Raw genomic sequence first — 25,285 nt, forward strand, 5'->3', positions numbered from 1 at the left:
TGCCCTCAGCTCGCGATTTAACGTCGCCAACCCTATGTTTATTAAGGTTTTTAGTAACCATTAATTAACTATTGGTTTACAACTTTGAGGGGGTCTTTGTTGACTACATCTATGGAAAAAATCGTCATTATTGGCGGTGGTGCCGGTGGCTTAGAGCTGGCAACCCAGCTCGGTCATAAGCTTGGCCGCAAAAAGAAAGCCGAGATTATTCTCGTCGATCGCAATCACAGTCATCTGTGGAAGCCGTTGTTACATGAAGTGGCGACGGGTTCGATGGACGAAGGTATCGATGCGCTGAGTTACCTGGCGCACGCACGTAACCACGGTTTCCAGTTCCAGCTGGGATCGCTGACGCAAATTAATCGTGAAACCAAAACCATTGAACTGGCAGAGATCCGCGATGCTAACGGTGAGTTGCTGGTGCCACAGCGTGAGCTGGCCTATGACCGCCTGGTGATGGCGCTGGGCAGTACGTCTAATGACTTCGGTACGCCGGGCGTGAAAGATCACTGCATCTTCTTGGATAACCCGCATCAGGCCCGTCGTTTCCATAATGAAATGCTCAACCTGTTCCTGCGCTTCTCCGCCAGTGAAGGCAGCCTGGAAAAGGTCAATATTGCCATTGTCGGTGGCGGTGCCACGGGCGTTGAGCTGTCGGCTGAGCTGTACAACGCCGTCAAACAATTGCACAGCTACGGTTATAAAGGTCTGGATAGCTCCGCGCTGAATGTTACGCTGGTCGAAGCTGGTGAGCGCATTCTGCCCGCGTTGCCACCCCGCATCTCTGCGGCGGCACATCAGGAACTGACCAAGCTCGGCGTGCGTGTGCTGACGCAAACCATGGTCACCAGCGCCACCGAAGAGGGGCTGAACACCAAAGGTGGCGAGTTCATCAACGCGGATTTGATGGTGTGGGCGGCAGGGATCAAAGCGCCGGACTTTATGAAGGACATCGGCGGGCTGGAAACCAACCGTATCAACCAACTGGTGGTGAAGGATACGCTGCAAACCACGCTGGACGATGATATCTACGCGATCGGTGATTGTGCGTCCTGCGCACTGCCAGCTGGCGGTTTTGTTCCGCCGCGCGCGCAGTCTGCGCACCAGATGGCTTCACGCGCGCTGGAGAACATCCTGGCGCAGCGTAAAGGCAACGCGCTGAAAGCCTATGTCTATAAAGATCACGGTTCACTGGTGTCGCTGTCCCGCTTCAGTACCGTTGGCAGCCTGATGGGTAACCTGATGCGCGGTTCGATGATGGTAGAAGGGCGCATTGCGCGTTTTGTCTACATCTCTCTATATCGTATGCACCAGATTGCGCTCCATGGATATTTCAAAACCGGCCTGATGATGCTGGTGGGTAGCCTGAACCGCGTACTGCGTCCGCGCCTCAAGCTACACTAATGATTTCGGGGCGGTGCAATACCGCCTCACGCTTTCCTCCTGCCGTAACCCCCTGAAAAAAGACAGTTCAGCTTAAGGTTACGGCGGTATTTCACCTGCTCTCAGAACTCTCTGAAAAACTGGCCCTGACCGGTTTCCGCCTCGTTTCCTCCATTAATCTGATGTTGCAATTACGGACCATCTGTAAAACTTATATCCACAAACACGGCGCGGCGCGCACGCCGTTTATGCCTCGGCTACTCAGGATTGGGTAGCGGCAGGATTGCGCGGTAACAACCTTCAGGAGGACATTCCTGTGAATAAATCAATGTTAGCGGGTATCGGTATCGGTGTGGCAGCCGCATTAGGTGTGGCCGCCGTCGCCAGCATGGATGTCTTTGATCGTGGCCCGCAGTATGCACAGGTTCTCTCGGCAACGCCGATCAAAGAGAGCATTAAACAACCGCGACAGGAGTGTCGCAATGTGACGTTAACGCATCGTCGTCCGGTACAGGATGAGAACCGCATCGCCGGTTCGGTACTGGGTGCCGTGGCGGGCGGTGTGCTCGGTCACCAGTTCGGTGGCGGTCGTGGGCGCGATGTCGCGACGGTAGCGGGCGCGTTGGCAGGCGGTTACGGTGGTAATCAGGTGCAGGGTGCATTGCAGGATCGTGACACTTACACCACCAATGAGCAGCGTTGCAAAACCGTCTACGACAAACAGGAAAAAATGCTGGGTTATGATGTGACCTATAAAATAGGCGACCAGCAGGGCAAAATCCGCATGGAAAATGACCCTGGCACCCGCATTCCGCTCGACCGTAATGGTCAGCTGATCCTGAATTCGAATCAGGCCTAATTGGGCAAAGACACGTCACAGCAGCAGTAACGAAAAAAGCGCCGTAAGGCGCTTTTTTTATCACACTAAACCCGGTTCTTCGCCAACTCGCCAATAAAGCTCTGTACCCACTCCATGCGCACTTTGCGTTCTTCTAAATCACGCGTGAACTTCAAGCGGGTTGGGCCATCCAGCTTCCACTGCCTGGGATCTTTTTGCAGCAGGCCGATCAGCCAGCCTGGATCGACATGGTTCTGTGGTGCGAACTCGAAGAAGCCACCTTTTTCACTGGCTTCAATTTTGCGGATGCCCAGCTCACGCGCCTCCAGGCGCAGCCCTGCGACATCCAGCAGATTTCGCGCCGCATCAGGCAACTTACCAAATCGGTCAATCATCTCCACTTTCAGTTCCGCCAACTCTTGCGCATCGCTGGCCGAAGCCACGCGCTTATACAGTGACAAACGTGTATTCACATCCGGGATAAAATCATCTGGCAGCAGAGCGGGCATGCGCAGTTCGATTTCCGTCTGATTGCTGGTGAGATCTTCAAGTGAAGGTTCACGCCCGGCTTTTAGCGCATCCACGGCGTTCTCCAGCAGTTCCATGTACAGCGTGAAGCCAATGGTTTCCATCTGGCCGCTTTGATCTTCACCCAGCAATTCACCGGCACCGCGGATCTCCAGATCGTGTGTTGCCAGCGCAAAGCCCGCACCCAAATCTTCCAGCGAGGCGATGGCCTCCAGACGTTTCTGCGCATCGGTGGTCATCGCTTTAGGATGCGGCGTGAGTAACCAGGCGTAGGCCTGATGGTGCGAACGCCCCACACGGCCACGCAACTGATGCAACTGCGCCAGGCCAAAGTGATCGGCACGCTCAATGATAATGGTGTTGGCGCTGGGTACGTCGATACCGGTTTCGATGATGGTAGTACACACCAGCACGTTAAAACGCTGGTGGTGGAAATCGTTCATCACCCGTTCCAGGTCGCGTTCGCGCATTTGGCCGTGACCAATGGCAATACGTGCTTCCGGTACCAGATCCGCCAGGCGCTGCGCGGCTTTTTCGATGTTCTCGACATCGTTATACAGGTAGTAAACCTGACCGCCGCGTAAAATCTCACGCAGGATCGCTTCACGCACCACCAAACTATCGTATTCGCGGACAAAGGTTTTCACCGCCAGTCGGCGGGCTGGCGGGGTGGCGATAATCGACAGATCGCGCATACCGCTCATCGCCATATTCAGGGTACGTGGAATCGGCGTGGCGGTGAGCGTCAGAATGTCTACATCGGCACGCATCGCTTTAATCCGCTCTTTGTGTCGCACCCCAAAGCGGTGCTCCTCATCGACAATCAGCAGACCAAGGTCGTGCCATTTCAGATCGCTGGACAGCAACTTATGTGTGCCGATCAAAATATCCACTTTGCCTTCGCGCGCCTGCTCAAGCACCTGGCTCTGCTCTTTGGCGCTACGGAAGCGCGAAAGCATTTCGATGCGTACCGGCCAGTTGGCAAAACGATCGCGGAAGTTATCGTAGTGCTGCTGCGCCAGCAGGGTGGTTGGCACCAGCACCGCGATTTGTTTGGCATTCTCAACGGCGAGGAAAGCGGCACGCATTGCCACTTCGGTTTTACCAAAACCTACGTCACCGCACACCAGACGATCCATCGCCAGCGGCTGGCACATATCACTCAGCACGGCATTGATGGCCTGGCCTTGATCCGGTGTGGTTTCAAACGGGAAACCTTCGCAGAACAGCTGATACTGATCGCGGTCATGCTTGAAGGCGAAGCCGGTTTTGGCGGCGCGCTGGGCGTAGATATCCAACAGTTCCGCCGCGACATCACGCACTTTCTCGGCGGCTTTCTGTCGTGCGCGTGACCAGGCATCACTGCCGAGTTTGTGTAAGGGGGCATTTTCATCCGCACCGCCCGCGTAACGGCTAATCAGGTGCAGAGAGGAAACCGGCACGTAGAGCTTGGCATCACCCGCATAGGAGAGCATCAGGTATTCGGCAACAATGCCGCCGGCTTCCAGCGTGGTCAGGCCGATATAACGTCCCACGCCATGTTCCAGATGCACCACCGGCTGGCCGGGATGCAGCTCAGCGAGGTTACGGATCAGCACATCAGGGTTGATGGTGCGACGATTATCCTGGCGGCGGCGACTGACGCGTTCACCCAGTAAATCACTTTCGCAAATCAGTGCACGATGGCGGGTGCTGTCGATAAAGCCGCGCTCGCTGGCACCGATCATCAAACTGTGGGGGTGTTGACTCGCCTGATCAAAGTGCTCGATCGGCTGTGGGCGAAGCTTGATACGTGCCAGCAGCTCTTGCAGGCTTTCACGGCGTCCTTCGCTCTCCACTGAGAAGATAATCTGCCCATCGAACTGCTCGATAAACTGGCGCAGAAGATCAAGCGGGGCTTTGGCCTGTGCTTGCACCGCCAGTTCGGGCAGCGGCTGATAGCCCAGGTTGGTGTTGGCTGCTTTCTCTGGCAGCGTCTCATTGCTTAACTGCATACGCGGCCAGGCTTTCAGTTCACCGAGCAAGGCGTCCGGGCGCAGCCACAGGCTGGAAGGTTCCAGCAGCGGACGCATCGGATCGATACGACGATTTTCATAACGGGCATTGGCATCTTGCCAGAAACGATCGGCGCTGCCGTGCAGATCGCCGCTGTTTAGCACCAGCGTGTTAGCGGGTAGATAGCTAAACAGCGTGGGCAGTTCCTGCTCAAAGAACAGCGGCTGCCAGTATTCGATGCCCGCAGGCAAGGTGCCTTTGCTCACCTGTTGATAGACGTGTTCCGGCTCGCGGCGCACATCAAAAATTTCGCGCCAGCGGGTGCGAAACAGCTCGATGGCGGTTTTATCGGTCGGAAATTCATGGGCGGGCAGTAAATTGATGGCATCAACCGCTTCCAGCGTGCGCTGGCTGTCAACGTCAAACAGACGCAGACTATCGATTTCGTCATCAAAGAAATCAATACGATAAGGCTGGTCGCTGCCCATCGGATAGAGGTCCAGCAGCGCACCACGGGTGGCATATTCACCGTGTTCCATCACCTGATCGACATGGCGGTAACCCGCTTGCTCCAGTTGGTCACGCAGTGCATCGCGCGACAGTTTTTGCCCCTGTTTCATCACCAGAGCATGGCCGTGCAGGAAGCTGTGCGGGCAAACGCGCTGCATCAGCGTGTTAACCGGCATAATCAGCATGCCGCGCGTTAAATTGGGCAGTTGGTATAAGGTGGAGAGACGCGCAGAGATAATGTCCTGGTGCGGGGAAAAGCTGTCATAGGGCAGCGTTTCCCAGTCGGCGAGGTTAGTGACCGGCAGATCGGTGAACTGGCGAATCTCCTCCTGCAAACGCAGGGCAGACTGCATATCCGGGGTAATCATCAACACCGGACCGGGATGACGTTCAGTGATGCTGGCGCACTCCACCGCTTGCGCGGCGCCAATCAGTTCGCCGAGCTGACGATGATCGCCCGCTTTCGCAGGCAGGGTATAACGACGCTGTTCCGACATAAGGACTCGACATTCTCTCCTTGGATTCCAGGGCGTCATCATTCCACAATCCGCCTTAAGGATCATCTGTCGCGGTGCTATTTCTCATTGCCCTTCATACTTCGCGCTGTGGCGGCGCCTGCGAACCCCAGTTACTTACTGGATTGCTGTGTATAGTGCATGCGCGGACGATCAATATTGGCCCATGACAGCTCTTTCTCCAGATGGTAGCTGTGATTGCCGTCGTCCCACTTCACGTAATAGCCGGTTGGCGCATCTCCCTGTTCAAAGACGTTGACGATCTCGCCTTTAATTTCTCCCGATTTATGCTTAACGATACTGCCCTTCGGAAATCTGAACATGGGGTGATCCTCCTCGCCCTTCATACTTCGCGCTGTGGCGGCGTTGGCTGCGCCTGCGAACCCCAGTCACTTACTTCAGTAAGCTCCTGGGGATTCACAGGCTTGCCGCCTTGCCACAGCGAGAATTATTTTGGGCTGACTGCGGTGCCTATTAAAAAGGCTTAATGCGTTGCCGGATTAAAATATGTGCTGCATAAGAAAGTCTACCGCAGAGCGTGTCTAATAAACGCACAATAAGTATCATTATTTTGTCGCAATTTTATGCATTGACGCAGATCGTGACGTATTTAGACGTAACTTTGCCGCAGACTCAGAGGGTTAGAGGTTTCATAAAGCAGACGGCTCCTTTATCATCCCACTACTTATTTTCAGGCAACTGCCAAGACGGATCTCATGTATCAACCAGTCGCGTTATTCATCGGTTTGCGCTACATGCGTGGACGTGCCTCAGACCGCTTTGGTCGCTTTGTCTCCTGGCTTTCAACCATCGGCATCACGCTCGGCGTGCTGGCGCTGGTCACGGTATTGTCAGTGATGAACGGCTTCGAGCGTGAGCTGGAGGGCAATATCCTCGGCCTGATGCCGCAAGCGCTGGTGACCAGCGATAAAGGCAGCATCAATCCGCAGCAGATCCCTGCGCAGGACCTTAAGTTGCAAGGTGTGACGCGCATGGCGCCGCTCACTACCGCGGATGTGGTGTTGCAAAGTGCGCGCAATGTTTCTGTCGGCGTGATGCTGGGCATCAACCCTGACGAACAGGACCCGCTGACGCCGTACCTCGTCAATACCCAGCAGAGCGTGCTGCAACCCGGCCAATATAACGTCATCATCGGTGAACAACTGGCGTCGCAGCTGGCGGTGAAACGCGGCGACCAGTTGCGGTTGATGGTGCCTTCAGTCAGTCAGTTCACGCCAGTAGGGCGTCTGCCAAGCCAGCGAATCTTTACCGTTGCCGGGACGTATGCGGCCAACAGTGAGGTGGATGGCTACCAGATTCTGGTTAACCAGCAGGACGCCTCACGCGTGATGCGCTATCCGCTGGGTAACATTACGGGCTGGCGTTTATGGCTGGAAAAGCCGCTGAACATTGATGCGTTCAGTGAACAGCATTTGCCCGATGGGCTAATAATGAAAGACTGGCGCGAGCGTAAGGGTGATCTTTTCCAGGCAGTACGCATGGAGAAGAACATGATGGGGTTGCTGCTGAGTCTGATCATCGCGGTGGCGGCGTTTAATATCATCACCTCGCTCGGTCTGTTGATCATGGAAAAGCAGGGCGAAGTGGCGATTCTGCAAACCCAAGGCTTAACCCGCCGGCAGATTGTGGCAGTGTTTATGGTGCAGGGTGCCAGTGCGGGCATTATCGGTACCTTACTCGGCACGCTGCTGGGCGTGTTGCTCGCCAGCCAGCTTAACAATTTAATGCCGGTCATTGGCCTGTTCCTGGATGGCGCCGCGCTGCCGGTGGACATCAATGTCTGGCAGGTGGTGACCATTGCGTTGGTCTCTATGATCGTGGCGCTGCTCTCTACCCTTTATCCGTCATGGCGCGCTGCCGCCGTACAACCCGCTGAGGCTTTACGTTATGAGTAATACCCCTTTGTTGCAGTGTCGTGACCTGTGCAAACGCTATCAGGAAGGCAGCGTGCAGACCGATGTGCTGCGCAATGTGGCTTTTAGCCTGCAGCCAGGTGAACTGACCGCCATCGTTGGCAGTTCGGGTTCGGGTAAAAGTACCTTACTGCATCTGCTGGGTGGCCTGGATGCGCCAACCTCAGGTGATGTGGTGTTCGATGGCAAGTCACTGAACGCCATGTCATCTTCTGCCAAAGCTGAACTGCGCAACCGCGAGCTGGGCTTTATTTATCAGTTCCATCATCTGCTGCCTGATTTCAGCGCGCTGGAAAATGTGGCGATGCCACTGCTGATCGGCAAAACCGGTAAAGATGAAGCCGCCTCACGCGCGCGTGAAATGCTGGCGGCAGTGGGGCTGGAAAAACGTGCCGCGCACCGTCCTTCTGAACTTTCAGGCGGGGAACGTCAGCGTGTGGCGATTGCACGTGCGCTGGTGAATCGTCCGCGTCTGGTGATGGCCGATGAACCGACAGGTAACCTCGATGCGCGCAATGCGGATGCGATTTTTGAACTGCTTGGCGAACTCAACGTTCAGCAGGGCACGGCATTTTTAGTGGTGACGCACGATCTCAACCTGGCTAAGCGTCTCAGCCGCCAGATGGAGATGCGTGACGGTCAGTTGAACGACCAACTGACGTTGGGAGCGATCTAATGGCTTCATCATTATCCCTGTTGCTCGGACTGCGGTTTAGCCGCGGTCGGCGACGTGGTGGCATGGTCTCGCTGATCTCCATCATCTCCACCATTGGCATCGCATTAGGCGTGGCGGTATTGATCATTGGCCTGAGTGCCATGAACGGTTTCGAACGCGAACTGAACAAACGCATCCTGGCTGTGGTACCGCACGGGGAGATTGAGCCCGTGAATCAGCCATTCCGCAACTGGCAGCCGATGATCGCGCCGATTGAAAAAGTCCCTGGCATTGTGGCGGCGGCACCGTACGTCAACTTCACCGGTTTGATCGAAAGCGGGGCGAAGATGCAGGCGCTGCAGGTGAAGGGCGTTGATCCGCAGCAGGAGTCGCGCCTCAGTGCACTGCCGAGCTTTGTAGACGGTGATGCCTGGCAACAGTTCGCCGCGGGTAAACAGCAGATCATTCTCGGTGGCGGCATTGCGAAATCGCTGAACGTGAAGCAGGGCGACTGGATCACCATCATGATCCCTAACAACGATGGTGAGAACAAATTGCTGCAGCCGAAGCGTATTCGCTTGCAGGTTTCAGGCATTCTCCAGCTCAGCGGCATGCTCGATCACAGCCTGGCACTGGTCCCCTTGGTTGATGCGCAGAAGTATCTGGACATGGGCGACAGTGTCAGCGGAATTGCGCTGAAGATGAGCGATCCGTTCCAGGCGCAGAAACTGGTGCGTGATGCCGGTGAAGTAACGCACTCTTATGTCTACATCAAAAGCTGGATCGGCACTTATGGCTACATGTACCGCGATATCCAGATGATTCGCGCCATCATGTATCTGGCGATGGTGCTGGTGATTGGTGTGGCCTGTTTCAACATCGTCTCGACGCTGGTGATGGCAGTCAAAGATAAGAGCAGTGATATTGCGGTGCTGCGTACCCTGGGTGCTAAAGATGGGCTGATCCGCGCTATCTTTATCTGGTATGGCTTACTGGCTGGACTGCTCGGCAGCATCAGCGGTGTGGTGGTTGGGGTGCTGGTGGCACTTAACCTTACGCCGATAATCCGAGGCCTGGAGCATCTGACCGGACACCAGTTACTGGCCGGGGATATCTACTTCATTGATTTCCTGCCCTCTGAACTGCACTGGCTTGACGTGATTTCAGTGCTGGTGACGGCGATTGTGCTCAGTTTGATTGCCAGTTGGTATCCGGCGCGACGTGCCAGCCGTATCGATCCTGCACGCGTACTCAGCGGTCAGTAAAGCGATAAACGCAGCCGCCCTCGCGGCTGCGCACATTTTCAGCATCAGTGGCATGCAGCCGTCATGCGTAGCCGCTATTATCGGGAACCATTAACCCGAACAAAACACCCGACGTGCGGCGTTAATCGCCGCAGATTAAGGAGCCTTTATGCGCATACCGCGCCGACGCCTACGACTCGCCCGCGACAAGAAAAACCGCCGCAAAGTGCACCAGCGCTTTCGCCAGCGCATCTTTGAACGCGATCGCAAAGCTGAACTGGCTGCGCATCCGCAACCGCGCGTGGTGGTGCTAACGGGAGCGGGCATCTCTGCCGAATCCGGAATTCGTACTTTCCGTGCCGCTGACGGGCTGTGGGAAGAGCATCGGGTGGAAGATGTGGCGACGCCGGAAGGGTTTCATCGCGATCCGGCCTTGGTGCAAGGGTTTTACAATTCGCGCCGCCGTCAATTGCAGCTACCAGAGATCCAGCCGAATGCCGCTCACAAAGCGCTGGCAGAGATGGAGCAGGTGCTAGGTGATAACTTCCTGCTGGTGACGCAAAACATCGACAACCTGCACGAGCGTGCAGGTAGCCAACGCGTGCTGCATATGCATGGCGAGCTACTGAAAGTGCGCTGTGAGAGCAGCGGTCAGGTGTTGGACTGGACTGAAGATGTGACGCCAGACGATCGCTGCACCTGTTGCCAGTTTCCGGCGAGACTGCGCCCGCATGTGGTGTGGTTTGGTGAAATGCCGTTGGGCATGGAAGAGATTTATCAGGCAATTGAGAAAGCGAATCTGTTTATCGCGATTGGCACCTCTGGCCATGTCTATCCGGCGGCCGGATTTGTGCATGAAGCAAAATTGCAAGGTGCTCACACCGTTGAACTCAATCTGGAACCGAGCCAGGTCGGCAATGAGTTCGCGGAAAGCCACTACGGCTTGGCCAGCGAAGTGGTGCCGGAGTTTGTGCATACCTTTTTACGCGGACTTTATAAGTAGGCTGTATCCGGTTAAGCAATTCGCGCTGAGAACGCTAACCTAAGGGATAATGATTTGACGCAACATGGCGGGCTTCAAGCGCCATGATAATAACGCAGGTTCTTTAGAGGGATGACAAATGGATCAATTACTTGAGCGTTTTCTCAGTTATGTGGCAGTAGAAACCCAGTCAAAACCGCAGGCGCGACAGGTACCCAGCAGTGAAGGGCAGTGGACGCTGGCGCGTCAGTTACAGGAAGAGCTGATTGCACTGGGATTCGTCGATGTCTCCCTGAGCGATCATTGTTGCGTGATGGGCACCTTGCCCGCCAACGTAGACTGGCCGACCCCGGTGATTGGTTTTATCTCGCATATGGATACCTCACCGGACTTTACCGCTAAAAACGTCAATCCGCAGATTATCGAAAATTACCGTGGTGGTGATATTGCGCTGGGCAATGGCGATGAGATTTTATCACCGGTGATGTTCCCCATCCTGCATAAGCTGATTGGTCATACGCTGATTACCACCGATGGCAAGACATTGCTTGGGGCGGATGACAAAGCCGGCATCGCTGAAATCATGACGGCCATGGCGCGTCTGGCAAAAGGGGATATTCCCCACGGCGCGATCCGCGTGGCGTTCACCCCCGATGAAGAAATTGGCCGTGGAACCTCACATTTTGATGTGGAAGGTTTTGCCGCCGATTGGGCTTACACTGTGGATGGCAGTGATCTCGGCGAATTTGAGTTTGAAAATTTCAATGCCGCCACCGTGATGGTGAAAATCACCGGCAACAATGTGCATCCCGGCAGCGCGAAAAACGTGATGGTCAACTCTCTGGACCTGGCGATGCGTTTCCATGCGGAATTGCCTGCTAAAGAAAAACCGCAGTTCACCGATGGCTACGAAGGCTTTTTCCACCTGCACACCATCAAGGGAACGGTGGAACACGCTGAGTTGATGTATCTGATCCGTGATTTTGACGCCGACAGCTATGAGCAGCGCAAAAGAATGATGGAAGAAATCGGGCAGCGTATCAGTAAAGGTTTGCCGAATGAGTGCGGCGTTAAAGTGGAAATCAGCGACAGCTATCGCAACATGCGCGAGAAAGTCGAACCGCATCCGCAAATCATTGAGCTGGCACTACAGGCGATTCGTGATTGCGGCATCGAGCCAGTGGTGAAGCCGATTCGCGGGGGAACCGATGGTTCAGCGCTGTCATGGAAAGGACTGCCGTGCCCGAATCTGTTCACTGGCGGATATAACTATCACGGTAAACACGAGTTCGCATCACTGAATGTGATGTCGCAAGCAGTAGACGTGATCGTGCGCTTGTCAGCGCTGGCAGCGGAAAAGAAATAGCCATAAAAAGGCCCGCGCAGCGGGCCTTTTTATCAGCACGTTCTGTAGCGGCGCGATTCATCACGCCGCTACAAATCAGTGGCATGGCAAGCTATTGATTACTCACCAAAAAACCAATACCCGCTATTCACCAGTGCGGCAAGCTGCGCCAGCAGTGAAGGATCATCCAGCGCATCGCCAAAATCTTCCAGCGTCAACACCTGATTGTGTGCCAGTGCAGCCAGCACTTCAGGATGGCTGCATGCCACGCGTTCACCATTCACAAACACGCCATCGCCGAGGGTCAGTACGCGCAGCCCACCGAGACGCGTCAGCGCATCGCCTTGCTGCAGCGCATCGTAAATCTCGTCAGGTTGGTAGGGCGGTTCAGGCGGCGCGATATCCAGCTCGTGGCGTGACTGGGAAATGAACTCGCCAAACCACTGCTCAAACTGTTCCGGCTGATTGATCACATCCAGCATCACCTGGCGAATGCCTTCTACTTCGGAAGGCAGGATCTGCGACGGGCAATCACGTGAGGGTACATCCGGATCGCTGAAACGATAGCTGCCTAACTCATGCGCCAACATAAAGTCAGCAAAACCACTGATTAATTCACGGCCGTTGGGCGCGCGGAAGCCAACCGAGTAGTTGATGGCGTTTTCCAGCGAATACCCTTCATGCGGGAATCCTGGCGGAATATAAAGAATATCGCCGGGTTCCATCTCTTCGTCGATGATGGCGTCGAAAGGCTCAACCTGCAGCAAATCGGGATGCGGACAGTGCTGTTTCATCGGCACTTTCTCGCCCACACGCCAGCGACGACGGCCGGTGCCCTGAATGATAAACACATCATACTGATCGAAGTGGGGACCCACGCCACCGCCTGGAACGGCGAAGGAGATCATCAGATCGTCGATGCGCCAGTCAGGCAGAAAACGGAACGGGCGCATCAGCGCAGCAGAGGGTTCATGCCAGTGGTTAACGGCCTGAACCAGCAGAGACCAGTTACTTTCGCCTAAATGATCATAGCTTTCGAACGGACCGTGGCTGACCTGCCATTTGCCGTTGTGATGGCTGACAAGGCGGCTATCCACCTCGTTTTCCATTGCCAGACCAGCAAGCTCATCAGGAGAAATAGGATCAATAAAGTTTTTAAAACCACGCTTGAGCACCACTGGGCGTTTTTGCCAGTAGCGCTGAATAAAGTCGGGCCAGTTGATGTCGAGCTGATAGTCCATACGAGTGTTCCGGTTAGGGCCATGAATGCTGGCAAGTATAACAGCCCGCAGCCCTTTCTACTCGCGGTGATGTTCAACTTCCTGACGCTGGAAAATCACTTCCATGCGCGCACCGCCCAGTGGGCTGGTGGTAGCGATCACCTGGCCTGCGTACTGCTCGAGGATGTCTCGCACCACCGCCAGGCCCAAGCCCTGTCCGGGGCGTAAGGTATCTGCGCGCTGACCACGTAAAAAGATCAGGTCGCGTTTGCTCTCAGGAATGCCGGGACCATCATCATCGATAAACAGATGCAAGGCTTTATCAGTTTGCCGTGCGCTAACCTCAATAAATTCGAGGCAGTATTTGCAGGCGTTATCCAACACGTTGCCGAGCACTTCCATAAAATCATTCTGGTCGCCGATAAAGGTCAGCTCTGGCGAGATATCCAGCGTGATGTCGACCCCTTTGCGCTGATAAACCTTGTTCAAGGCAGAGCACAGGCTATCGAGCAAGGCCGAAACTGAGTGCAGATCGCGTTGCAGTGGGTTGTGGTCGGCTTGCATGCTGGCGCGATGCAGGTAGTAACCGATTTGCTGTGAAATACGACTGATCTGCTCCAGCATCACCGGTTCTGCCTGCTCCACGGTCAGCTCTTTTCCGCTGCGCAGTGAGCGTAGCGTACTTTGCAGCACCGCCAGCGGTGTTTTAAGGCTGTGGGTTAAATCCGACAGCGTGGTGCGATAGCGCGTGTAACGCTGACGCTCATTGGTCAGTAGCAGGTTGAGGTTACGCACCAGGCTGCGTAACTCCTGCGGTGGATTATCATCAAGATTTTCACGATGCCCGGTTTCGAGTTCACGGACTTGCGTCGTCAGATGACCAATAGGACGCAAACTCCAGTGCGCAGCCAGCCACAACAGTGGAATGACCAACAGCAGGTTGGCCGCCAGCACATAGCTAAACCATGACCACACTACATCAGAGTGCTGGAGTTCTTGCGGGATCGAATCCACGACCACAATGGTCAACGCTGGCAGATTGGTGGTGGCATCGTAACGGTTCACCGCAACAGAGTGGGTGAAGGTGTCATTGTTATCACTATCCAACTGCTGAAGCCGCTCTTTCACCTCGGAGTTGTTACCGATGGCCGCCAGACTGGTGCGATTGGTGGTGTCAATCTCATAGAAATCCGGCTTCAGAAGCCATTCACGACGGATATTCTTGCGGATGTCGGGCACATCGCGCTGTTGCCACAGCAATTTGCCGTGCTCATCGTAAATAAACACCAGCGTCGGGAAGTTCAGCGTCATGCGCTCGGGCTGCGCGATAGTCAGCTTATTGTTTTGCCATTGTGCGAGGGTAAAGAACAGATTGCTCTCACCACGCATCACGCGATACGTGTTTTTATCGAAGCTCACCACATAACCGACCACCGCCACCATGCCGTAAGAAAGCGACAGAAACAGGACGATAGCGGCTGTTGCCAGCAAAAAGCGAGCACGTAAAGAGAAGGGGCGTTGACGGCGTAACCAATTCATAAATCAGAGATCAAATCGATAGCCCTGGCCGCGCACGGTGTTAATCACTTCGGTCGGGTGGAGCGCGAGAATTTTTTTGCGCAGACGTCCCATCAGGACATCAATGGTGTGACTTTCACGCAGTTCGGCATCGGGATAGAGTTGCAGCATTAGAGAGTCTTTGCTGACCACTTTCCCGGCATTGCGGATCAGCGTTTCCACGATGGTGTATTCAAAAGCGGTCAGTTTGACCGGCTCATCATTTACCGTGACTTCACGGCGAGACAGGTCAACCTGGAACGGCGGCATGGAGATGATCTGCGAGGCGTGCCCGCTGTTACGACGCATCAAAGCCTGCAGGCGAGCCGCGACTTCTTCAATATGGAAAGGCTTGGTGACATAGTCATCGGCACCGGCTTCCAGCGCTTCGACTTTGGCCTGCCAGCCTTCACGCGCGGTTAACACTAGTATCGGCTGACGGATGGCATCACCGCGCCAGCGGCGAATTAATGACATGCCATCTTCATCGGGCAGACCTAAATCGACCAGCGCAATGTCGGGAATGTGTTCCTGAAGGAAATAGTCAGCTTCTTTCGCATCTTCGGCGGCATCCACCTGGTGGCCCATCTCACGTAACTGCACAGCGAGGTGATGGCGCAGCAGTGCATTATCTTCCACAACCAGAACACGCATAGTATTTCCTTACCTTCAAACTCAGTGATGATGGCAAGAGTATATGCGAAGCGAATTAAACAGCATAACAACGCTTGCCCGTCATGCGTCTGCAGTAGGGCAAGATTGCCATGCCAGGGGCAGCCGGTGGGCCGCCCGCAGGGGATTACTTCAGATCATCAACCATCTGGATAGCACGGCCGAGGTAATTGGCTGGCGTCATCTGCTTCAGACGCGCTTTTTCCTCTTCCGGCATCTCAAGACTGTCGATAAACGCCTGCATACCGGCGGCATCCACGCGCTTGCCACGCGTCAGCTCTTTCAGCTTCTCGTAGGGCTTTTCAATACCGTAACGACGCATCACTGTCTGAATCGGCTCTGCCAGTACTTCCCAGTTATGATCCAGTTCATCTAACAGACGATCGCGGTTCACTTCCAGTTTAGAGATACCTTTCAGGGTGGCCTGATAGGCGATCAGTGAATAGCCCACGCCGACACCGAGGTTACGCAGAACGGTGGAGTCGGTGAGGTCACGCTGCCAGCGGGAAACCGGCAGTTTGCTGGCCAAGTGTTGCATCATCGCGTTGGCCAGACCGAGGTTGCCTTCCGAGTTCTCGAAGTCAATCGGGTTCACTTTGTGTGGCATGGTAGAAGAACCGATTTCACCGGCAATGGTTTTTTGCTTGAAGTGGTTCAGCGCAACGTAACCCCAAATATCACGGTCGAAGTCGATCAGAATGGTGTTGAAACGTGCAATGCAATCGAACAATTCAGCAATGTAATCGTGTGGTTCGATCTGCGTGGTGTACGGGTTCCAGGTGATACCCAGTGAGGTCACGAACTGCTCGCTCAGCTGGTGCCAGTCCACTTCCGGATAAGCGGCGATGTGGGCGTTATAGTTACCGACCGCGCCGTTGATTTTGCCCAGCACTTCGATTTTGCCTAACTGGCGCAGCTGGCGCTCCATGCGGTAAGCGACGTTAGCCATCTCTTTACCCATGGTTGACGGGGTGGCTGGCTGACCGTGCGTGCGAGACAGCAGCGGAATATCACGATACTCGTGCGCCAGACCTTTCACCGCATCGATGATTTTGTTCCAGAACGGCACGATAACATCGCGGCGTGCCGTTTCCAGCATCAGCGCATGCGACAGGTTATTGATGTCTTCGGAAGTACAAGCGAAGTGGATGAACTCGGAAACGGCGTGCAGCGCTGCGACATCGGCCACTTTCTCTTTCAGGAAATATTCAACCGCTTTCACGTCGTGGTTAGTGGTGCGTTCGATGGTTTTGATACGCGCAGCATCTTCTTCACTGAAATTGGCGACAATCGCATCAAGGAAAGCGTTTGCGTCAGCATCAAATGCAGTAACTTCCTTGATCTCTGCGGTCGCGGCCAGTTTCTGTAACCAGCGAACTTCAACCTCAACGCGGAACTTCAGCAAACCGTATTCGCTGAAAATGGCGCGCAGTGGGCTGACTTTATCGCCGTAACGACCATCGACAGGTGAGACGGCGGTCAGAGAGGATAATTCCATCAGTGCAACTCCTGAATCGTTAACAATTAAGGGCAGGGCGGCGCTTAATACGCCGGGCCTAGCCGGGATAAAATAGTTTTGGCTTCACGCAGCAAGCGCTGACGCGAGAACATTAGCTGCAGGCGGCCACCGCCAACCTGCTGCCACAACACGGCAGCGCGAATACCGGCCAGCAGCGTGGCGCGGACTTTGCTCTGCACTTGCGAATTCTGTAGAACCTGTGGCGAACCGGTCACCTGAATGCGCGGACCTAATGGACTGATCACATCGACATAAATGCCCGCCATCGCGCTGGTGATGGTTTCTGACTCCAGTTCATAATGCGCCAACTGGCGATCGAGTTGACTAATACGCTGTGCCAGGGTGTTCAGCGCCGATTTGTTACTTTCCAGCTTGCGCTCCAGCACCATCATGCTCAGGGTGTAACGCGTCAGTTCAGCGCCCGCACCCTGACGACTGCCGCTATTCAGCACCGCCATCAGTGTTTCTAATCCCAAATGCAGATTGGCTTCATCGTTACCGAACACGGCAAGCGTCGAACCGGGATTAAGATCCAACAAACTGCGCAGTGATACATTCAGCGCGGCAGTGTTGCAGTTTCCTTGATGCGCTAACTGCTGCACCAAATGGGCGGCCTGGCAAACACCCGCTAACGCGAGCGTAATCTCATAATAGTTCTTAGCCACGCTTAACTCCTGTCATCGCGTCGGCAGCGCCGACCTTAGGCTTCTGCCAGTGGCAGGCGCTGTTCAATGATGCCGCCGCCGAGGCAAACATCACCCAGATAAAATACGGCCGATTGGCCTGGCGTGACGGCCGCAACCGGCTCGTCAAAACGCACTTCGATACGGTCTTCTGCCAGCGGAATAATCTGGCAAGGAATATCGGTCTGGCGATAGCGGGTTTTCACCGTGCAACGCAGCGGTGCGGTGATGGGCTGGCGATCAACCCAGTGCAGTTGCTGCGCAATCAAGCCAACAGACATCAGACGCGGATGATCGCCGCCTTGGGCGACCACCAGTCGATTGCGCGCCACGTCTTTATCCACGACATACCAAGGGTCATCATTGCTCTCTTTACGGCCACCGATGCCCAAACCTTTGCGCTGACCCAAGGTATGATACATCAGGCCCTGATGCTCACCGACAATCTCGCCGTCAACGGTTTCGATTTCACCCGGTTGTGCAGGCAGATAGCGGCCAAGGAAGTCGCGGAATTTGCGCTCACCAATGAAACAGATACCGGTGGAGTCTTTTTTCTTCGCGGTGATTAAATCCAGTTCTTCAGCGATACGGCGAACTTCTGGCTTCTCCAGCTCACCAACCGGGAACAGGCTTTGTGCGATCTGCTGGTGGCTCAGGGTGTAAAGGAAGTAGCTCTGATCTTTATTGCCGTCGAGGCCTCGCAGTAACTGGCTGGTGCCGTCGACATCGGCGCGGCGCACGTAGTGGCCAGTGGCGATGAAGTCGGCACCGAGATCGTCTGCGGCAAATTCCAGGAAGGCTTTAAATTTGATCTCTTTGTTGCACAGAATATCAGGGTTGGGTGTACGGCCCGCTTTGTACTCTTCAAGGAAGTGCTCGAAGACGTTATCCCAGTACTCAGCCGCGAAGTTGATTTTGTGCAGTTTGATGCCGAGTTTGTCACACACGGCTTGTGCGTCAGCCAGATCATCTGCGGCGGTGCAATACTCCTCACCGTCGTCTTCCTCCCAGTTCTTCATGAACAGGCCTTCAACCTGATAGCCCTGCTGTTGCAGTAACCAGGCGGATACGGAAGAATCGACGCCGCCGGACATCCCGACGATCACTTTTTTCTGGCTGTTGTCAGACATGACGCACTCTATGATTACGATAAAAACAGGCGGCGCATTCTATCATGCAGAAGCCGGGCGCGCACCCTCGTGAAAAGGCCACTGGAACGGTGCGACCAGTTGCAGCGGATAACGCTCACCTTGTTGCCACAATCTTACGCTCTCGGCCACCAGCGGTGAACGCAGGCGATTAGCCGTGAGAATCTGCTCTGGCGGCAGCCACCAGCAGCAATCGATGTCACGATCGTGTGGGGAGGTCTCGCATTTTTCGGGCAGATCAAGGCCAAACAGGAAACGCACAAAAGGTGTATCGTCCGGGGCGATCCACTGCTGAACGCCGAGGAAATATTCCGGTTTCGCGTCTATGCCGGTTTCTTCAAACAGCTCGCGCTGGGCGGCTTCGATAATTGTTTCGTCTGCTTCCAGGTGTCCAGCAGGCTGGTTCCAGGTGATGCGGCCGTGGACGCGCTCCTCAACCACCAGTAACTCACCTTGTGCCTGCACAATACAGGCCACGGTTACATGAGGTTTAAACATCCTTCCTCCGAATTTGTTAACTAAAAGTTATTAAAAAATCCAGTTTAGACTGACGCCTCGACTTCGCGCCACGCGCCGCAGGCTAAGTCGCCCAAACTGTATCCACCCATCGCATAGCGAATCAGGCGCAGGGTCGGAAAGCCAATATGTGCGGTCATCCGACGCACCTGGCGGTTACGGCCTTCATATAAAGTGATTTTTAACCAACAGGTTGGAATCGCTTTGCGCTCGCGGATAGGCGGTTGGCGCGGCCACAACCACGCTGGCTCATCCACCAACTCCACGCCAGCGGGCAGCGTGGGGCCATCATTCAAGGTCACGCCACTGCGTAATGGGGATAAATCTGATTCCTGCGGTACGCCTTCCACCTGCACGTAATAGATTTTTCCGGTGCGTTTGCCCGGTTGGGTCAACTGCGCCTGCAGCGCGCCGTCGTTGGTCAGGACCAGCAACCCCTCGCTGTCACGATCGAGTCGGCCTGCGGCATAGACGTCGCTAACGGGAATGAAATCCTTCAGCGTGCGGCGGCCAGCCTCATCGCTGAACTGCGGCAAAATATCGAAAGGTTTGTTAAAGAGTATGACGCGGCGCGGCCCTTTTGGACGCGTGTCCCGGCGCACGGGCTTGCGTGCGGCGGTGTTTGGACGTTTATCCTGGTGAATTCGTTGAGAAGTTTTTCGCATGGTCTTTGCAGTCGGAAACAATCGGCGCATTATAGCGCGAAACGACGGTGATTGGCGTAGCGTAAATATTCAAGTAGTATTGACCCGCATCTTACAAATCATTAACAAAAAATCGCTCGAAGGAGAGGTTGATGGAAAGCAAAGTAGTTGTTCCGGCGGAAGGTCAAAAAATCACCCTGGATCAGGGCAAACTGAACGTTCCGAATAACCCAGTCATTCCTTATATCGAAGGTGATGGCATCGGCGTTGATGTTTCCCCTGTCATGCTGAAAGTGGTTGATGCCGCTGTGAAGAAAGCCTACAACGGCGAGCGTAAAATTTCCTGGATGGAAATTTATACTGGTGAGAAATCAGTAGAACTTTACGGTCAGGACGTCTGGCTGCCGCAAGAAACCCTCGATTTAATCAAAGAATATCGCGTTGCCATCAAAGGCCCGCTGACTACCCCAGTCGGTGGCGGTATTCGTTCTCTGAACGTTGCGCTGCGTCAGGAGCTGGATCTGTACGTGTGTCTGCGTCCGGTTCGCTACTACACTGGTACCCCAAGCCCAGTTAAGCGTCCAGAAGATACCGATATGGTGATCTTCCGCGAAAACTCTGAAGATATCTATGCAGGTATCGAGTGGAAAGCGGGCACGCCAGAAGCGGATAAAGTGATCAAGTTCCTGCGCGAAGAGATGGGCGTGAAGAAAATTCGCTTCCCTGAGCAGTGTGGTATCGGCGTGAAGCCGTGCTCTGAAGAGGGCACCAAACGTCTGGTCCGCGCAGCGGTTGAGTACACTATCACCAACGATCGTGATTCTCTGACCCTGGTCCACAAAGGCAACATCATGAAGTTCACCGAAGGTTCTTTCAAAGACTGGGGCTACCAGTTGGTGAAAGAAGAGTTCGGCGGCGAGCTGATCGATGGCGGCCCATGGATGAAGTTTAAGAATCCGAACACCGGTAAAGAGATCATCGTTAAAGACGTGATCGCGGATGCCTTCCTGCAGCAGATCCTGTTGCGTCCAGCAGAATACGACGTTATCGCCTGTATGAACCTGAACGGTGACTACATCTCTGATGCCCTGGCGGCACAGGTTGGCGGTATCGGTATCGCACCTGGCGCAAACATCGGTGACGAGTGCGCCCTGTTCGAAGCCACCCACGGTACTGCACCTAAGTACGCCGGTCAGGATAAAGTGAACCCGGGTTCAGTTATCCTGTCAGCTGAAATGATGTTGCGTCACCTGGAGTGGTTCGAAGCTGCAGACCTGATTGTTAAAGGCATGGAAGGCGCAATCGCCGCTAAGACCGTGACCTATGACTTCGAGCGTCTGATGGATGGCGCTAAACTGCTGAAATGTTCAGAGTTTGGTGACGCGATCATCGCGAACATGTAATTTGCCTTCAGGCAGAATGCATAACGGGAGCCGATGGGCTCCCGTTTTTTTTATTCGTTTGTACCCTCAGGGGAATGCATACTCTGCGATCGCGGCTGCGATAGCCGCCAAAAATCATGACCACTAGGGTGCTGATACGTTCGCAGTGAGAACTGTGGCAGTATGGCGTAGATGTATTCAAAGATCGCTGATTGTGAGTTCTCATAATCGACCCATAGCACCGATGAGGTGAAACAGTACACTTCGACAGGCAACCCTTCAGGTGAGGGCTTCATCGCGCGCACCACCAGGTACATGTCTTTCTTAATGTCATCGCGCTGTGCCAGCCACGCCGTGAGGTATTTACGGAATACCGTCAGATTGGTCATGCCGTTTTCCGCAAACCAGCGATCACCCACCACGCTGCTGTCACGTCCATCCATCAACGCCGACAGTTGTTCGTTTACGCCACGCACCTGGCTCATCTGTTGCACCATCTCTTGATCGACAAAGCGAATTGAGGTCTGGTCAAGATGAAAACTGCGCATGATTCGGCGTGCCCCTGAGGTGAACATCGCTTGCCAGTTGGTGTAGGTTTCGGTCAGGAAGTTTTTCGTCGGTATACGTGAAAGCGTGTTATCCCAGTTACGAATGGTGATGGTGTGCAGTGCAATATCGATCACTTCACCGCTGAGGCCGTTATCGGGCATTTCAATCCAGTCACCCAATTGCAGCACATCATTGGATGACACCTGAATATTCGCCACCAGGGATAACAATGTGTGCTGGAACACCAACATTAAGACCGCTGCCACTGCACCCAGACTGGAGATAATGATCACCGGCGATTTATTCGACATGATCGCCAGAATCATGATCGCCGAGATAATGTGCACCAGAATCTTACCGACCTGAATGTAGCCCTTGATGGAGTGGTTTTTGCGCTTAGATTTGCGGGAGTAGGAGTTATTAACGATCTCCAGTACTTCGGTAAAGAACAGCGAGAGATAAATAAAGAACAGGATGCCGCAGATGGTTTTAATCGCGATCTGCAGATGCTCCGGTAAATCCGGCATAAACTGCAGCAGATAATAGACCGTGATCACCGGGATAAAGTTGGACAGCTTCTCAGAGAGACGCACATCTTTATCTAACGGTACTTGATTCTTGTGTGCGCTGAAAAACACCTTACGCACCACTTTCACCAGTAAAAACTTACAGATTAAATGAGTAACCAGACCGGCAATCACTAACAGCAGCAGGCTAAACGGGGTAGATAACAGGGAATTGCCTTCAATAAACTTCTGGATATCACTTAAATAATTCATTTCAACCACAGGCCTGACAACGTTGGCGGGAATTCAAACATATTCCTTACAGGGACTATAAGCGACGCGTGCGCATTCTGGGTTTCAGCTCACGAATGCGACAGCGCTTTGCGTGCTGCTTCCGCCAGAAAGTGGCTGCGGCTGCTGTAACGCGCATCATGACCCACAACACGATCAATCTTCTCGATCAACAGATGAGGCATGGTGATATTGATACGCTCGGATTTACCGAGATAGCGCGTGATATCAATCTCCACGTATATCCATATTCCCGGCTGGGGTAGATTGTTCATCCACTGGTTCGAGGGCTCTGGGATCAACAGACCTTTTTCTGCCATTAATTCGAAGTGCGTGTGCAATGCGCTGTGTGCATCGCGCAGCGTCTGCTCCGGGGTGTCACCAGCAAAATAGCACCCGGTTACATCGGGGAAAAAACCGCTTGCGGAGCCATCAGCATCGATTTCAACAAAGGCGGGAAATAGCATAATTTCTCCTGCAGGGTGATGGGGCAATTAGTGCCGATAATTGAGGTTGGCGTCTTTCAGGATCTGCAGCAGGGTGCCTTTCTTAAGGTCCTTTTGCGGATGCGGCACCGTAATAAGGTGGACGAAATCAGGATGTGAGAATTGATGATGGCTACCCTTAATTCTCTCCAGAATCCATCCGTTGCGCTTCAACAGCTTTATCAACTCTGCGCTTTTCATGGCTGTCCTTGAATGGGGATTATACACACGATACACACCTTTGCAATCTGATTGGCACGTCATCGATCGTGGTGATGGCCACACTAGCCATCTCGTAAAGGGAGTTGAATACCGCAAAGTCTCTCTGTGCGAGTTTGTTTCACGGAAAGTGGAGAGTCTCAGCAACACATTCAGCAAAACTTTGAAACAGTTAACACTCAGGCTTTATCAACCGTGCCTTTTGCCGGTGAAACCGTTATCTTCAGCGCTTCAGATTCTGGAGGTGGTATGCAGGGTGTCATCAAGTTTGTAAAAGGCTGGTTGCTGTTTTCGCTGCTGTGGGGTGTATTCATGTGGTTTATGTCATGGCAGGCACAAGGTGAAGCGATCAGCATGGTGGTGGTGAAAAGCTTGTATGCAGGGCTGATTTATCAGGCGCTGATGACCATGGTAGCGCGCTACAAAGCACGGCGTGCGCAAGCCTGATTGCTCACATCTGCCCACACAGCTTTGCGTGATATTGACGCTAATTTGCACTCGCTCAGGCACTCTTAGCCGACGAAATCAGAGCGGGCGGTTGAAGAGATGGGTAGCAAATTTATCGTGGCGTGGTTTTTCCTGCTGGTTTCATTTGGCAGCTGTGCACAATTACCGAATATCCCTGTGAGTATCGCCTTTCACCATGGGCGTCATCTGGATGTGGAAAACAACACGGCAGATGTGGCTGAAACGCCAGACGAGCATATAAAGGAAAGGCAGGACGACGTAGGTCACTATCAGTAAAACGGGGCCATAATGGCCCCCGAATTCAGTTTATTTTCTTCCCAACAGAAAACCGACAATGATGCCAATACTGGCCGCTACAGCGAGACCGGTGGCGGGATTTTCACGTACCGACTTCACCACACAATCTGCGGCATCTTGTACTGCGTAGCTGGCTTGCGCAGGATAACGACGTGCTGCGCCACGGGCTTGATGTTTACGTGAACCGGTGACCTCACCGATTTTCTCTTCAACTGCACCCGCTGCTTCATTCAATTTTGCTTCCGCTTTTCCAGTCATAATGACTCCCTGATGGTTGTGAATGTTACGTTTCAGCGTAGTCACAGAATCTCAGTGCAGCAACTGAGACGCAGACCAGGTTGTAACAGCGGTTTGCAGGATGTGGGAATTCTGTCCAGGCTTGAAAGGTAACCTGCGATGGCTATCACGCCAGCCAAATGGGTCCAGGGGGAACAATGAAACGCGATGTACTGAGTGAAGATGATTACGATGAAGTGTGCCGGGTGATTGGTGATGCCGTCATCGTGCTTTCCGAATGCGGCCATGAAACCAAGCGGGCGGAGATCACCGATTTATTGCAGCGCACCCGCCATCATCGCGCCCATGATGAACGTGACGAACAACGCATGCTGGAACATGCGATTCGCTTGGTGAAACCATAACGCTATTAAGATTTGCCGCGATAGGCGGGATACCAGGTTACTAAAAAATGACGCAGGTGGTCAAAACACCACTCGGCGTCTTCAGCCTGCTGGCAGTAATAGCGAACCGTGACCTTCTCATAGCGCATATGGCGCTGATGCAGCGGCGACCAGCCCCAGTCAAGCACCGCGCGGGCATAGTTCACCAGCGTGCCGCTCTGCATATTATGTTGCTTCTCCTGACGTCCAAGATAGAGTTCGAAAGCCTGGTCCAGACTTTGGGTCTCATCGCTGCTGCCACTGGACAGTGCAGGGCGGAAGGCAATGTCAATAAAACCGCAAACACCGTCCTCGCGCTGTTGCCAGTCACAGGCCAGCGTCATAAACACGCCATCCTGCAAATTGACCTCTTCCAGTAAGCGACGCAAATTTTCGGAATGTTCTCCCGCTGCGATCTCATCAATCCGTTCGGTTTCCACTGTGAGGTCAAAACCACACGGATTCACCGAACCATCGGCGTTGGTGGTGGCGGGGAAGGGAAACTCGATATAGCCGTTATTATCCAGACTCTTTTCCATGA

Annotated in this window: 26 protein-coding genes; 11 read left to right on the top strand and 15 right to left on the bottom strand. The window is 54.0% G+C overall.

Annotation, left to right across the window (positions count from 1 at the left end; genetic code table 11):
- Positions 1-99: 99 nt before the first annotated feature.
- A complete protein-coding gene (locus QMZ30_RS12290; protein WP_153011455.1) occupies positions 100-1,404 on the top strand; it encodes an NAD(P)/FAD-dependent oxidoreductase in 1,305 nt (434 codons plus the stop codon).
- Between the two features lie 295 nt (positions 1,405-1,699).
- Positions 1,700-2,242 carry a glycine zipper 2TM domain-containing protein gene (locus tag QMZ30_RS12295; protein WP_034822117.1) on the top strand — a complete coding sequence of 181 codons (543 nt, stop codon included), beginning with the start codon at positions 1,700-1,702 and terminating at the stop codon, positions 2,240-2,242.
- Positions 2,243-2,307: 65 nt separating this feature from the next.
- Here the strand turns inward: QMZ30_RS12295 and mfd are convergent, their stop codons facing one another.
- A complete protein-coding gene (gene mfd, locus QMZ30_RS12300; RefSeq protein WP_283227602.1) occupies positions 2,308-5,751 on the bottom strand; it encodes a transcription-repair coupling factor in 3,444 nt (1,147 codons plus the stop codon).
- Between the two features lie 131 nt (positions 5,752-5,882).
- Positions 5,883-6,092, bottom strand: coding sequence for a hypothetical protein (locus QMZ30_RS12305; protein ID WP_039330664.1), 210 nt, complete (start codon positions 6,090-6,092; stop codon positions 5,883-5,885).
- A 393-nt stretch (positions 6,093-6,485) separates the two neighbouring features.
- On the opposite strand from QMZ30_RS12305, the gene lolC reads away from it, so the two are divergent.
- The 5 genes from lolC (at position 6,486) to pepT (ending at position 11,950) form a co-directional block, all read left to right on the top strand.
- Positions 6,486-7,685: a lipoprotein-releasing ABC transporter permease subunit LolC gene (lolC, locus tag QMZ30_RS12310; RefSeq protein ID WP_283227603.1), complete on the top strand. Its 1,200-nt coding sequence runs from the start codon at positions 6,486-6,488 to the stop codon at positions 7,683-7,685.
- Positions 7,678-8,379 carry a lipoprotein-releasing ABC transporter ATP-binding protein LolD gene (lolD, locus tag QMZ30_RS12315; protein WP_039330660.1) on the top strand — a complete coding sequence of 234 codons (702 nt, stop codon included), beginning with the start codon at positions 7,678-7,680 and terminating at the stop codon, positions 8,377-8,379. Before lolC ends, lolD begins: the two co-directional genes overlap by 8 nt.
- Positions 8,379-9,623 (top strand): lipoprotein-releasing ABC transporter permease subunit LolE, encoded by a 1,245-nt coding sequence (lolE, locus tag QMZ30_RS12320; RefSeq protein WP_283227604.1) that lies wholly within the window; start codon positions 8,379-8,381, stop codon positions 9,621-9,623. Before lolD ends, lolE begins: the two co-directional genes overlap by 1 nt.
- Before the next feature lie 148 nt (positions 9,624-9,771).
- A complete protein-coding gene (gene cobB / locus QMZ30_RS12325; protein WP_039330656.1) occupies positions 9,772-10,605 on the top strand; it encodes a Sir2 family NAD+-dependent deacetylase in 834 nt (277 codons plus the stop codon).
- 118 nt (positions 10,606-10,723) lie between these two features.
- Complete coding sequence (gene pepT, locus QMZ30_RS12330) at positions 10,724-11,950, top strand: peptidase T (protein WP_283227605.1); 1,227 nt, start codon at positions 10,724-10,726, stop codon at positions 11,948-11,950.
- Between the two features lie 98 nt (positions 11,951-12,048).
- Here the strand turns inward: pepT and QMZ30_RS12335 are convergent, their stop codons facing one another.
- The 8 genes from QMZ30_RS12335 to rluE form a co-directional block, all read right to left on the bottom strand.
- Positions 12,049-13,170: a ribosomal protein uL16 3-hydroxylase gene (locus tag QMZ30_RS12335; protein WP_039330653.1), complete on the bottom strand. Its 1,122-nt coding sequence runs from the start codon at positions 13,168-13,170 to the stop codon at positions 12,049-12,051.
- 57 nt (positions 13,171-13,227) lie between these two features.
- A complete protein-coding gene (phoQ, locus tag QMZ30_RS12340; RefSeq protein WP_283227606.1) occupies positions 13,228-14,688 on the bottom strand; it encodes a two-component system sensor histidine kinase PhoQ in 1,461 nt (486 codons plus the stop codon).
- Positions 14,689-14,691: 3 nt separating this feature from the next.
- Entirely contained in the window at positions 14,692-15,360 is a 669-nt protein-coding gene (gene phoP, locus QMZ30_RS12345) for a two-component system response regulator PhoP (RefSeq protein WP_039330649.1), read from the bottom strand.
- A 145-nt stretch (positions 15,361-15,505) separates the two neighbouring features.
- Positions 15,506-16,876 carry an adenylosuccinate lyase gene (gene purB / locus QMZ30_RS12350; protein ID WP_283227607.1) on the bottom strand — a complete coding sequence of 457 codons (1,371 nt, stop codon included), beginning with the start codon at positions 16,874-16,876 and terminating at the stop codon, positions 15,506-15,508.
- 44 nt (positions 16,877-16,920) lie between these two features.
- Positions 16,921-17,562 (bottom strand): high frequency lysogenization protein HflD, encoded by a 642-nt coding sequence (hflD, locus tag QMZ30_RS12355; protein ID WP_283227608.1) that lies wholly within the window; start codon positions 17,560-17,562, stop codon positions 16,921-16,923.
- Positions 17,563-17,597: 35 nt separating this feature from the next.
- Positions 17,598-18,710: a tRNA 2-thiouridine(34) synthase MnmA gene (gene mnmA / locus QMZ30_RS12360; RefSeq protein ID WP_058973024.1), complete on the bottom strand. Its 1,113-nt coding sequence runs from the start codon at positions 18,708-18,710 to the stop codon at positions 17,598-17,600.
- 42 nt (positions 18,711-18,752) lie between these two features.
- Entirely contained in the window at positions 18,753-19,226 is a 474-nt protein-coding gene (locus QMZ30_RS12365; protein WP_039330642.1) for an NUDIX domain-containing protein, read from the bottom strand.
- Positions 19,227-19,270: 44 nt separating this feature from the next.
- The gene (rluE, locus tag QMZ30_RS12370) at positions 19,271-19,939 is read right to left on the bottom strand and encodes a 23S rRNA pseudouridine(2457) synthase RluE (RefSeq protein ID WP_283227609.1); all 669 of its coding nucleotides are present in this window, start codon (positions 19,937-19,939) and stop codon (positions 19,271-19,273) included.
- Between the two features lie 101 nt (positions 19,940-20,040).
- Between rluE and icd the strand changes: the two genes are divergently transcribed.
- Positions 20,041-21,291, top strand: a complete 1,251-nt coding sequence (icd, locus tag QMZ30_RS12375) for an NADP-dependent isocitrate dehydrogenase (protein WP_039330638.1) — start codon at positions 20,041-20,043, stop codon at positions 21,289-21,291.
- Between the two features lie 50 nt (positions 21,292-21,341).
- On the opposite strand, the gene QMZ30_RS12380 is transcribed toward icd, so the two are convergent.
- The 3 genes from QMZ30_RS12380 to QMZ30_RS12390 form a co-directional block, all read right to left on the bottom strand.
- A complete protein-coding gene (locus tag QMZ30_RS12380; protein ID WP_283227610.1) occupies positions 21,342-22,598 on the bottom strand; it encodes a mechanosensitive ion channel family protein in 1,257 nt (418 codons plus the stop codon).
- An 89-nt stretch (positions 22,599-22,687) separates the two neighbouring features.
- Complete coding sequence (locus QMZ30_RS12385; RefSeq protein ID WP_283227611.1) at positions 22,688-23,083, bottom strand: type II toxin-antitoxin system HicB family antitoxin; 396 nt, start codon at positions 23,081-23,083, stop codon at positions 22,688-22,690.
- Between the two features lie 27 nt (positions 23,084-23,110).
- Positions 23,111-23,302 carry a type II toxin-antitoxin system HicA family toxin gene (locus QMZ30_RS12390; protein WP_283227612.1) on the bottom strand — a complete coding sequence of 64 codons (192 nt, stop codon included), beginning with the start codon at positions 23,300-23,302 and terminating at the stop codon, positions 23,111-23,113.
- 267 nt (positions 23,303-23,569) lie between these two features.
- Between QMZ30_RS12390 and QMZ30_RS12395 the strand changes: the two genes are divergently transcribed.
- Both QMZ30_RS12395 and QMZ30_RS12400 read left to right on the top strand, forming a co-directional pair.
- Entirely contained in the window at positions 23,570-23,767 is a 198-nt protein-coding gene (locus QMZ30_RS12395; RefSeq protein WP_283227613.1) for a DUF6404 family protein, read from the top strand.
- A gap of 99 nt (positions 23,768-23,866) precedes the next feature.
- On the top strand, positions 23,867-24,064 hold the full coding sequence (locus QMZ30_RS12400) for a hypothetical protein (protein WP_283227614.1): 198 nt from the start codon (positions 23,867-23,869) through the stop codon (positions 24,062-24,064).
- 30 nt (positions 24,065-24,094) lie between these two features.
- Here the strand turns inward: QMZ30_RS12400 and QMZ30_RS12405 are convergent, their stop codons facing one another.
- Entirely contained in the window at positions 24,095-24,343 is a 249-nt protein-coding gene (locus QMZ30_RS12405; RefSeq protein WP_039330626.1) for a DUF883 family protein, read from the bottom strand.
- 176 nt (positions 24,344-24,519) lie between these two features.
- Between QMZ30_RS12405 and QMZ30_RS12410 the strand changes: the two genes are divergently transcribed.
- Positions 24,520-24,726: a DUF2767 family protein gene (locus tag QMZ30_RS12410; protein ID WP_034822002.1), complete on the top strand. Its 207-nt coding sequence runs from the start codon at positions 24,520-24,522 to the stop codon at positions 24,724-24,726.
- Between the two features lie 5 nt (positions 24,727-24,731).
- Here the strand turns inward: QMZ30_RS12410 and QMZ30_RS12415 are convergent, their stop codons facing one another.
- Positions 24,732-25,283 carry a hypothetical protein gene (locus tag QMZ30_RS12415; RefSeq protein ID WP_283227615.1) on the bottom strand — a complete coding sequence of 184 codons (552 nt, stop codon included), beginning with the start codon at positions 25,281-25,283 and terminating at the stop codon, positions 24,732-24,734.
- Positions 25,284-25,285 lie beyond the last annotated feature (2 nt).

The sequence above is a fragment of the Pantoea sp. EA-12 genome, assembly GCF_030053355.1.
Taxonomy (GTDB): domain Bacteria; phylum Pseudomonadota; class Gammaproteobacteria; order Enterobacterales; family Enterobacteriaceae; genus Pantoea; species Pantoea vagans_C.

Coding starts and splice junctions, on each gene's coding strand:
- QMZ30_RS12395 (WP_283227613.1), top strand. CDS start 23,570: ATGCAGGGTGTCATCAAGTTTGTAAAAGGCTGGTTGCTGTTTTCGCTG.
- lolC (WP_283227603.1), top strand. CDS start 6,486: ATGTATCAACCAGTCGCGTTATTCATCGGTTTGCGCTACATGCGTGGA.
- QMZ30_RS12390 (WP_283227612.1), bottom strand. CDS start 23,302: ATGAAAAGCGCAGAGTTGATAAAGCTGTTGAAGCGCAACGGATGGATT.
- QMZ30_RS12415 (WP_283227615.1), bottom strand. CDS start 25,283: ATGGAAAAGAGTCTGGATAATAACGGCTATATCGAGTTTCCCTTCCCC.
- icd (WP_039330638.1), top strand. CDS start 20,041: ATGGAAAGCAAAGTAGTTGTTCCGGCGGAAGGTCAAAAAATCACCCTG.
- QMZ30_RS12305 (WP_039330664.1), bottom strand. CDS start 6,092: ATGTTCAGATTTCCGAAGGGCAGTATCGTTAAGCATAAATCGGGAGAA.
- pepT (WP_283227605.1), top strand. CDS start 10,724: ATGGATCAATTACTTGAGCGTTTTCTCAGTTATGTGGCAGTAGAAACC.
- QMZ30_RS12385 (WP_283227611.1), bottom strand. CDS start 23,083: ATGCTATTTCCCGCCTTTGTTGAAATCGATGCTGATGGCTCCGCAAGC.
- mnmA (WP_058973024.1), bottom strand. CDS start 18,710: ATGTCTGACAACAGCCAGAAAAAAGTGATCGTCGGGATGTCCGGCGGC.
- cobB (WP_039330656.1), top strand. CDS start 9,772: ATGCGCATACCGCGCCGACGCCTACGACTCGCCCGCGACAAGAAAAAC.
- lolE (WP_283227604.1), top strand. CDS start 8,379: ATGGCTTCATCATTATCCCTGTTGCTCGGACTGCGGTTTAGCCGCGGT.
- purB (WP_283227607.1), bottom strand. CDS start 16,876: ATGGAATTATCCTCTCTGACCGCCGTCTCACCTGTCGATGGTCGTTAC.
- mfd (WP_283227602.1), bottom strand. CDS start 5,751: ATGTCGGAACAGCGTCGTTATACCCTGCCTGCGAAAGCGGGCGATCAT.
- lolD (WP_039330660.1), top strand. CDS start 7,678: ATGAGTAATACCCCTTTGTTGCAGTGTCGTGACCTGTGCAAACGCTAT.
- QMZ30_RS12410 (WP_034822002.1), top strand. CDS start 24,520: ATGAAACGCGATGTACTGAGTGAAGATGATTACGATGAAGTGTGCCGG.
- QMZ30_RS12335 (WP_039330653.1), bottom strand. CDS start 13,170: ATGGACTATCAGCTCGACATCAACTGGCCCGACTTTATTCAGCGCTAC.
- QMZ30_RS12380 (WP_283227610.1), bottom strand. CDS start 22,598: ATGAATTATTTAAGTGATATCCAGAAGTTTATTGAAGGCAATTCCCTG.
- QMZ30_RS12400 (WP_283227614.1), top strand. CDS start 23,867: ATGGGTAGCAAATTTATCGTGGCGTGGTTTTTCCTGCTGGTTTCATTT.
- QMZ30_RS12365 (WP_039330642.1), bottom strand. CDS start 19,226: ATGTTTAAACCTCATGTAACCGTGGCCTGTATTGTGCAGGCACAAGGT.
- phoQ (WP_283227606.1), bottom strand. CDS start 14,688: ATGAATTGGTTACGCCGTCAACGCCCCTTCTCTTTACGTGCTCGCTTT.
- QMZ30_RS12405 (WP_039330626.1), bottom strand. CDS start 24,343: ATGACTGGAAAAGCGGAAGCAAAATTGAATGAAGCAGCGGGTGCAGTT.
- phoP (WP_039330649.1), bottom strand. CDS start 15,360: ATGCGTGTTCTGGTTGTGGAAGATAATGCACTGCTGCGCCATCACCTC.
- rluE (WP_283227609.1), bottom strand. CDS start 19,939: ATGCGCCGATTGTTTCCGACTGCAAAGACCATGCGAAAAACTTCTCAA.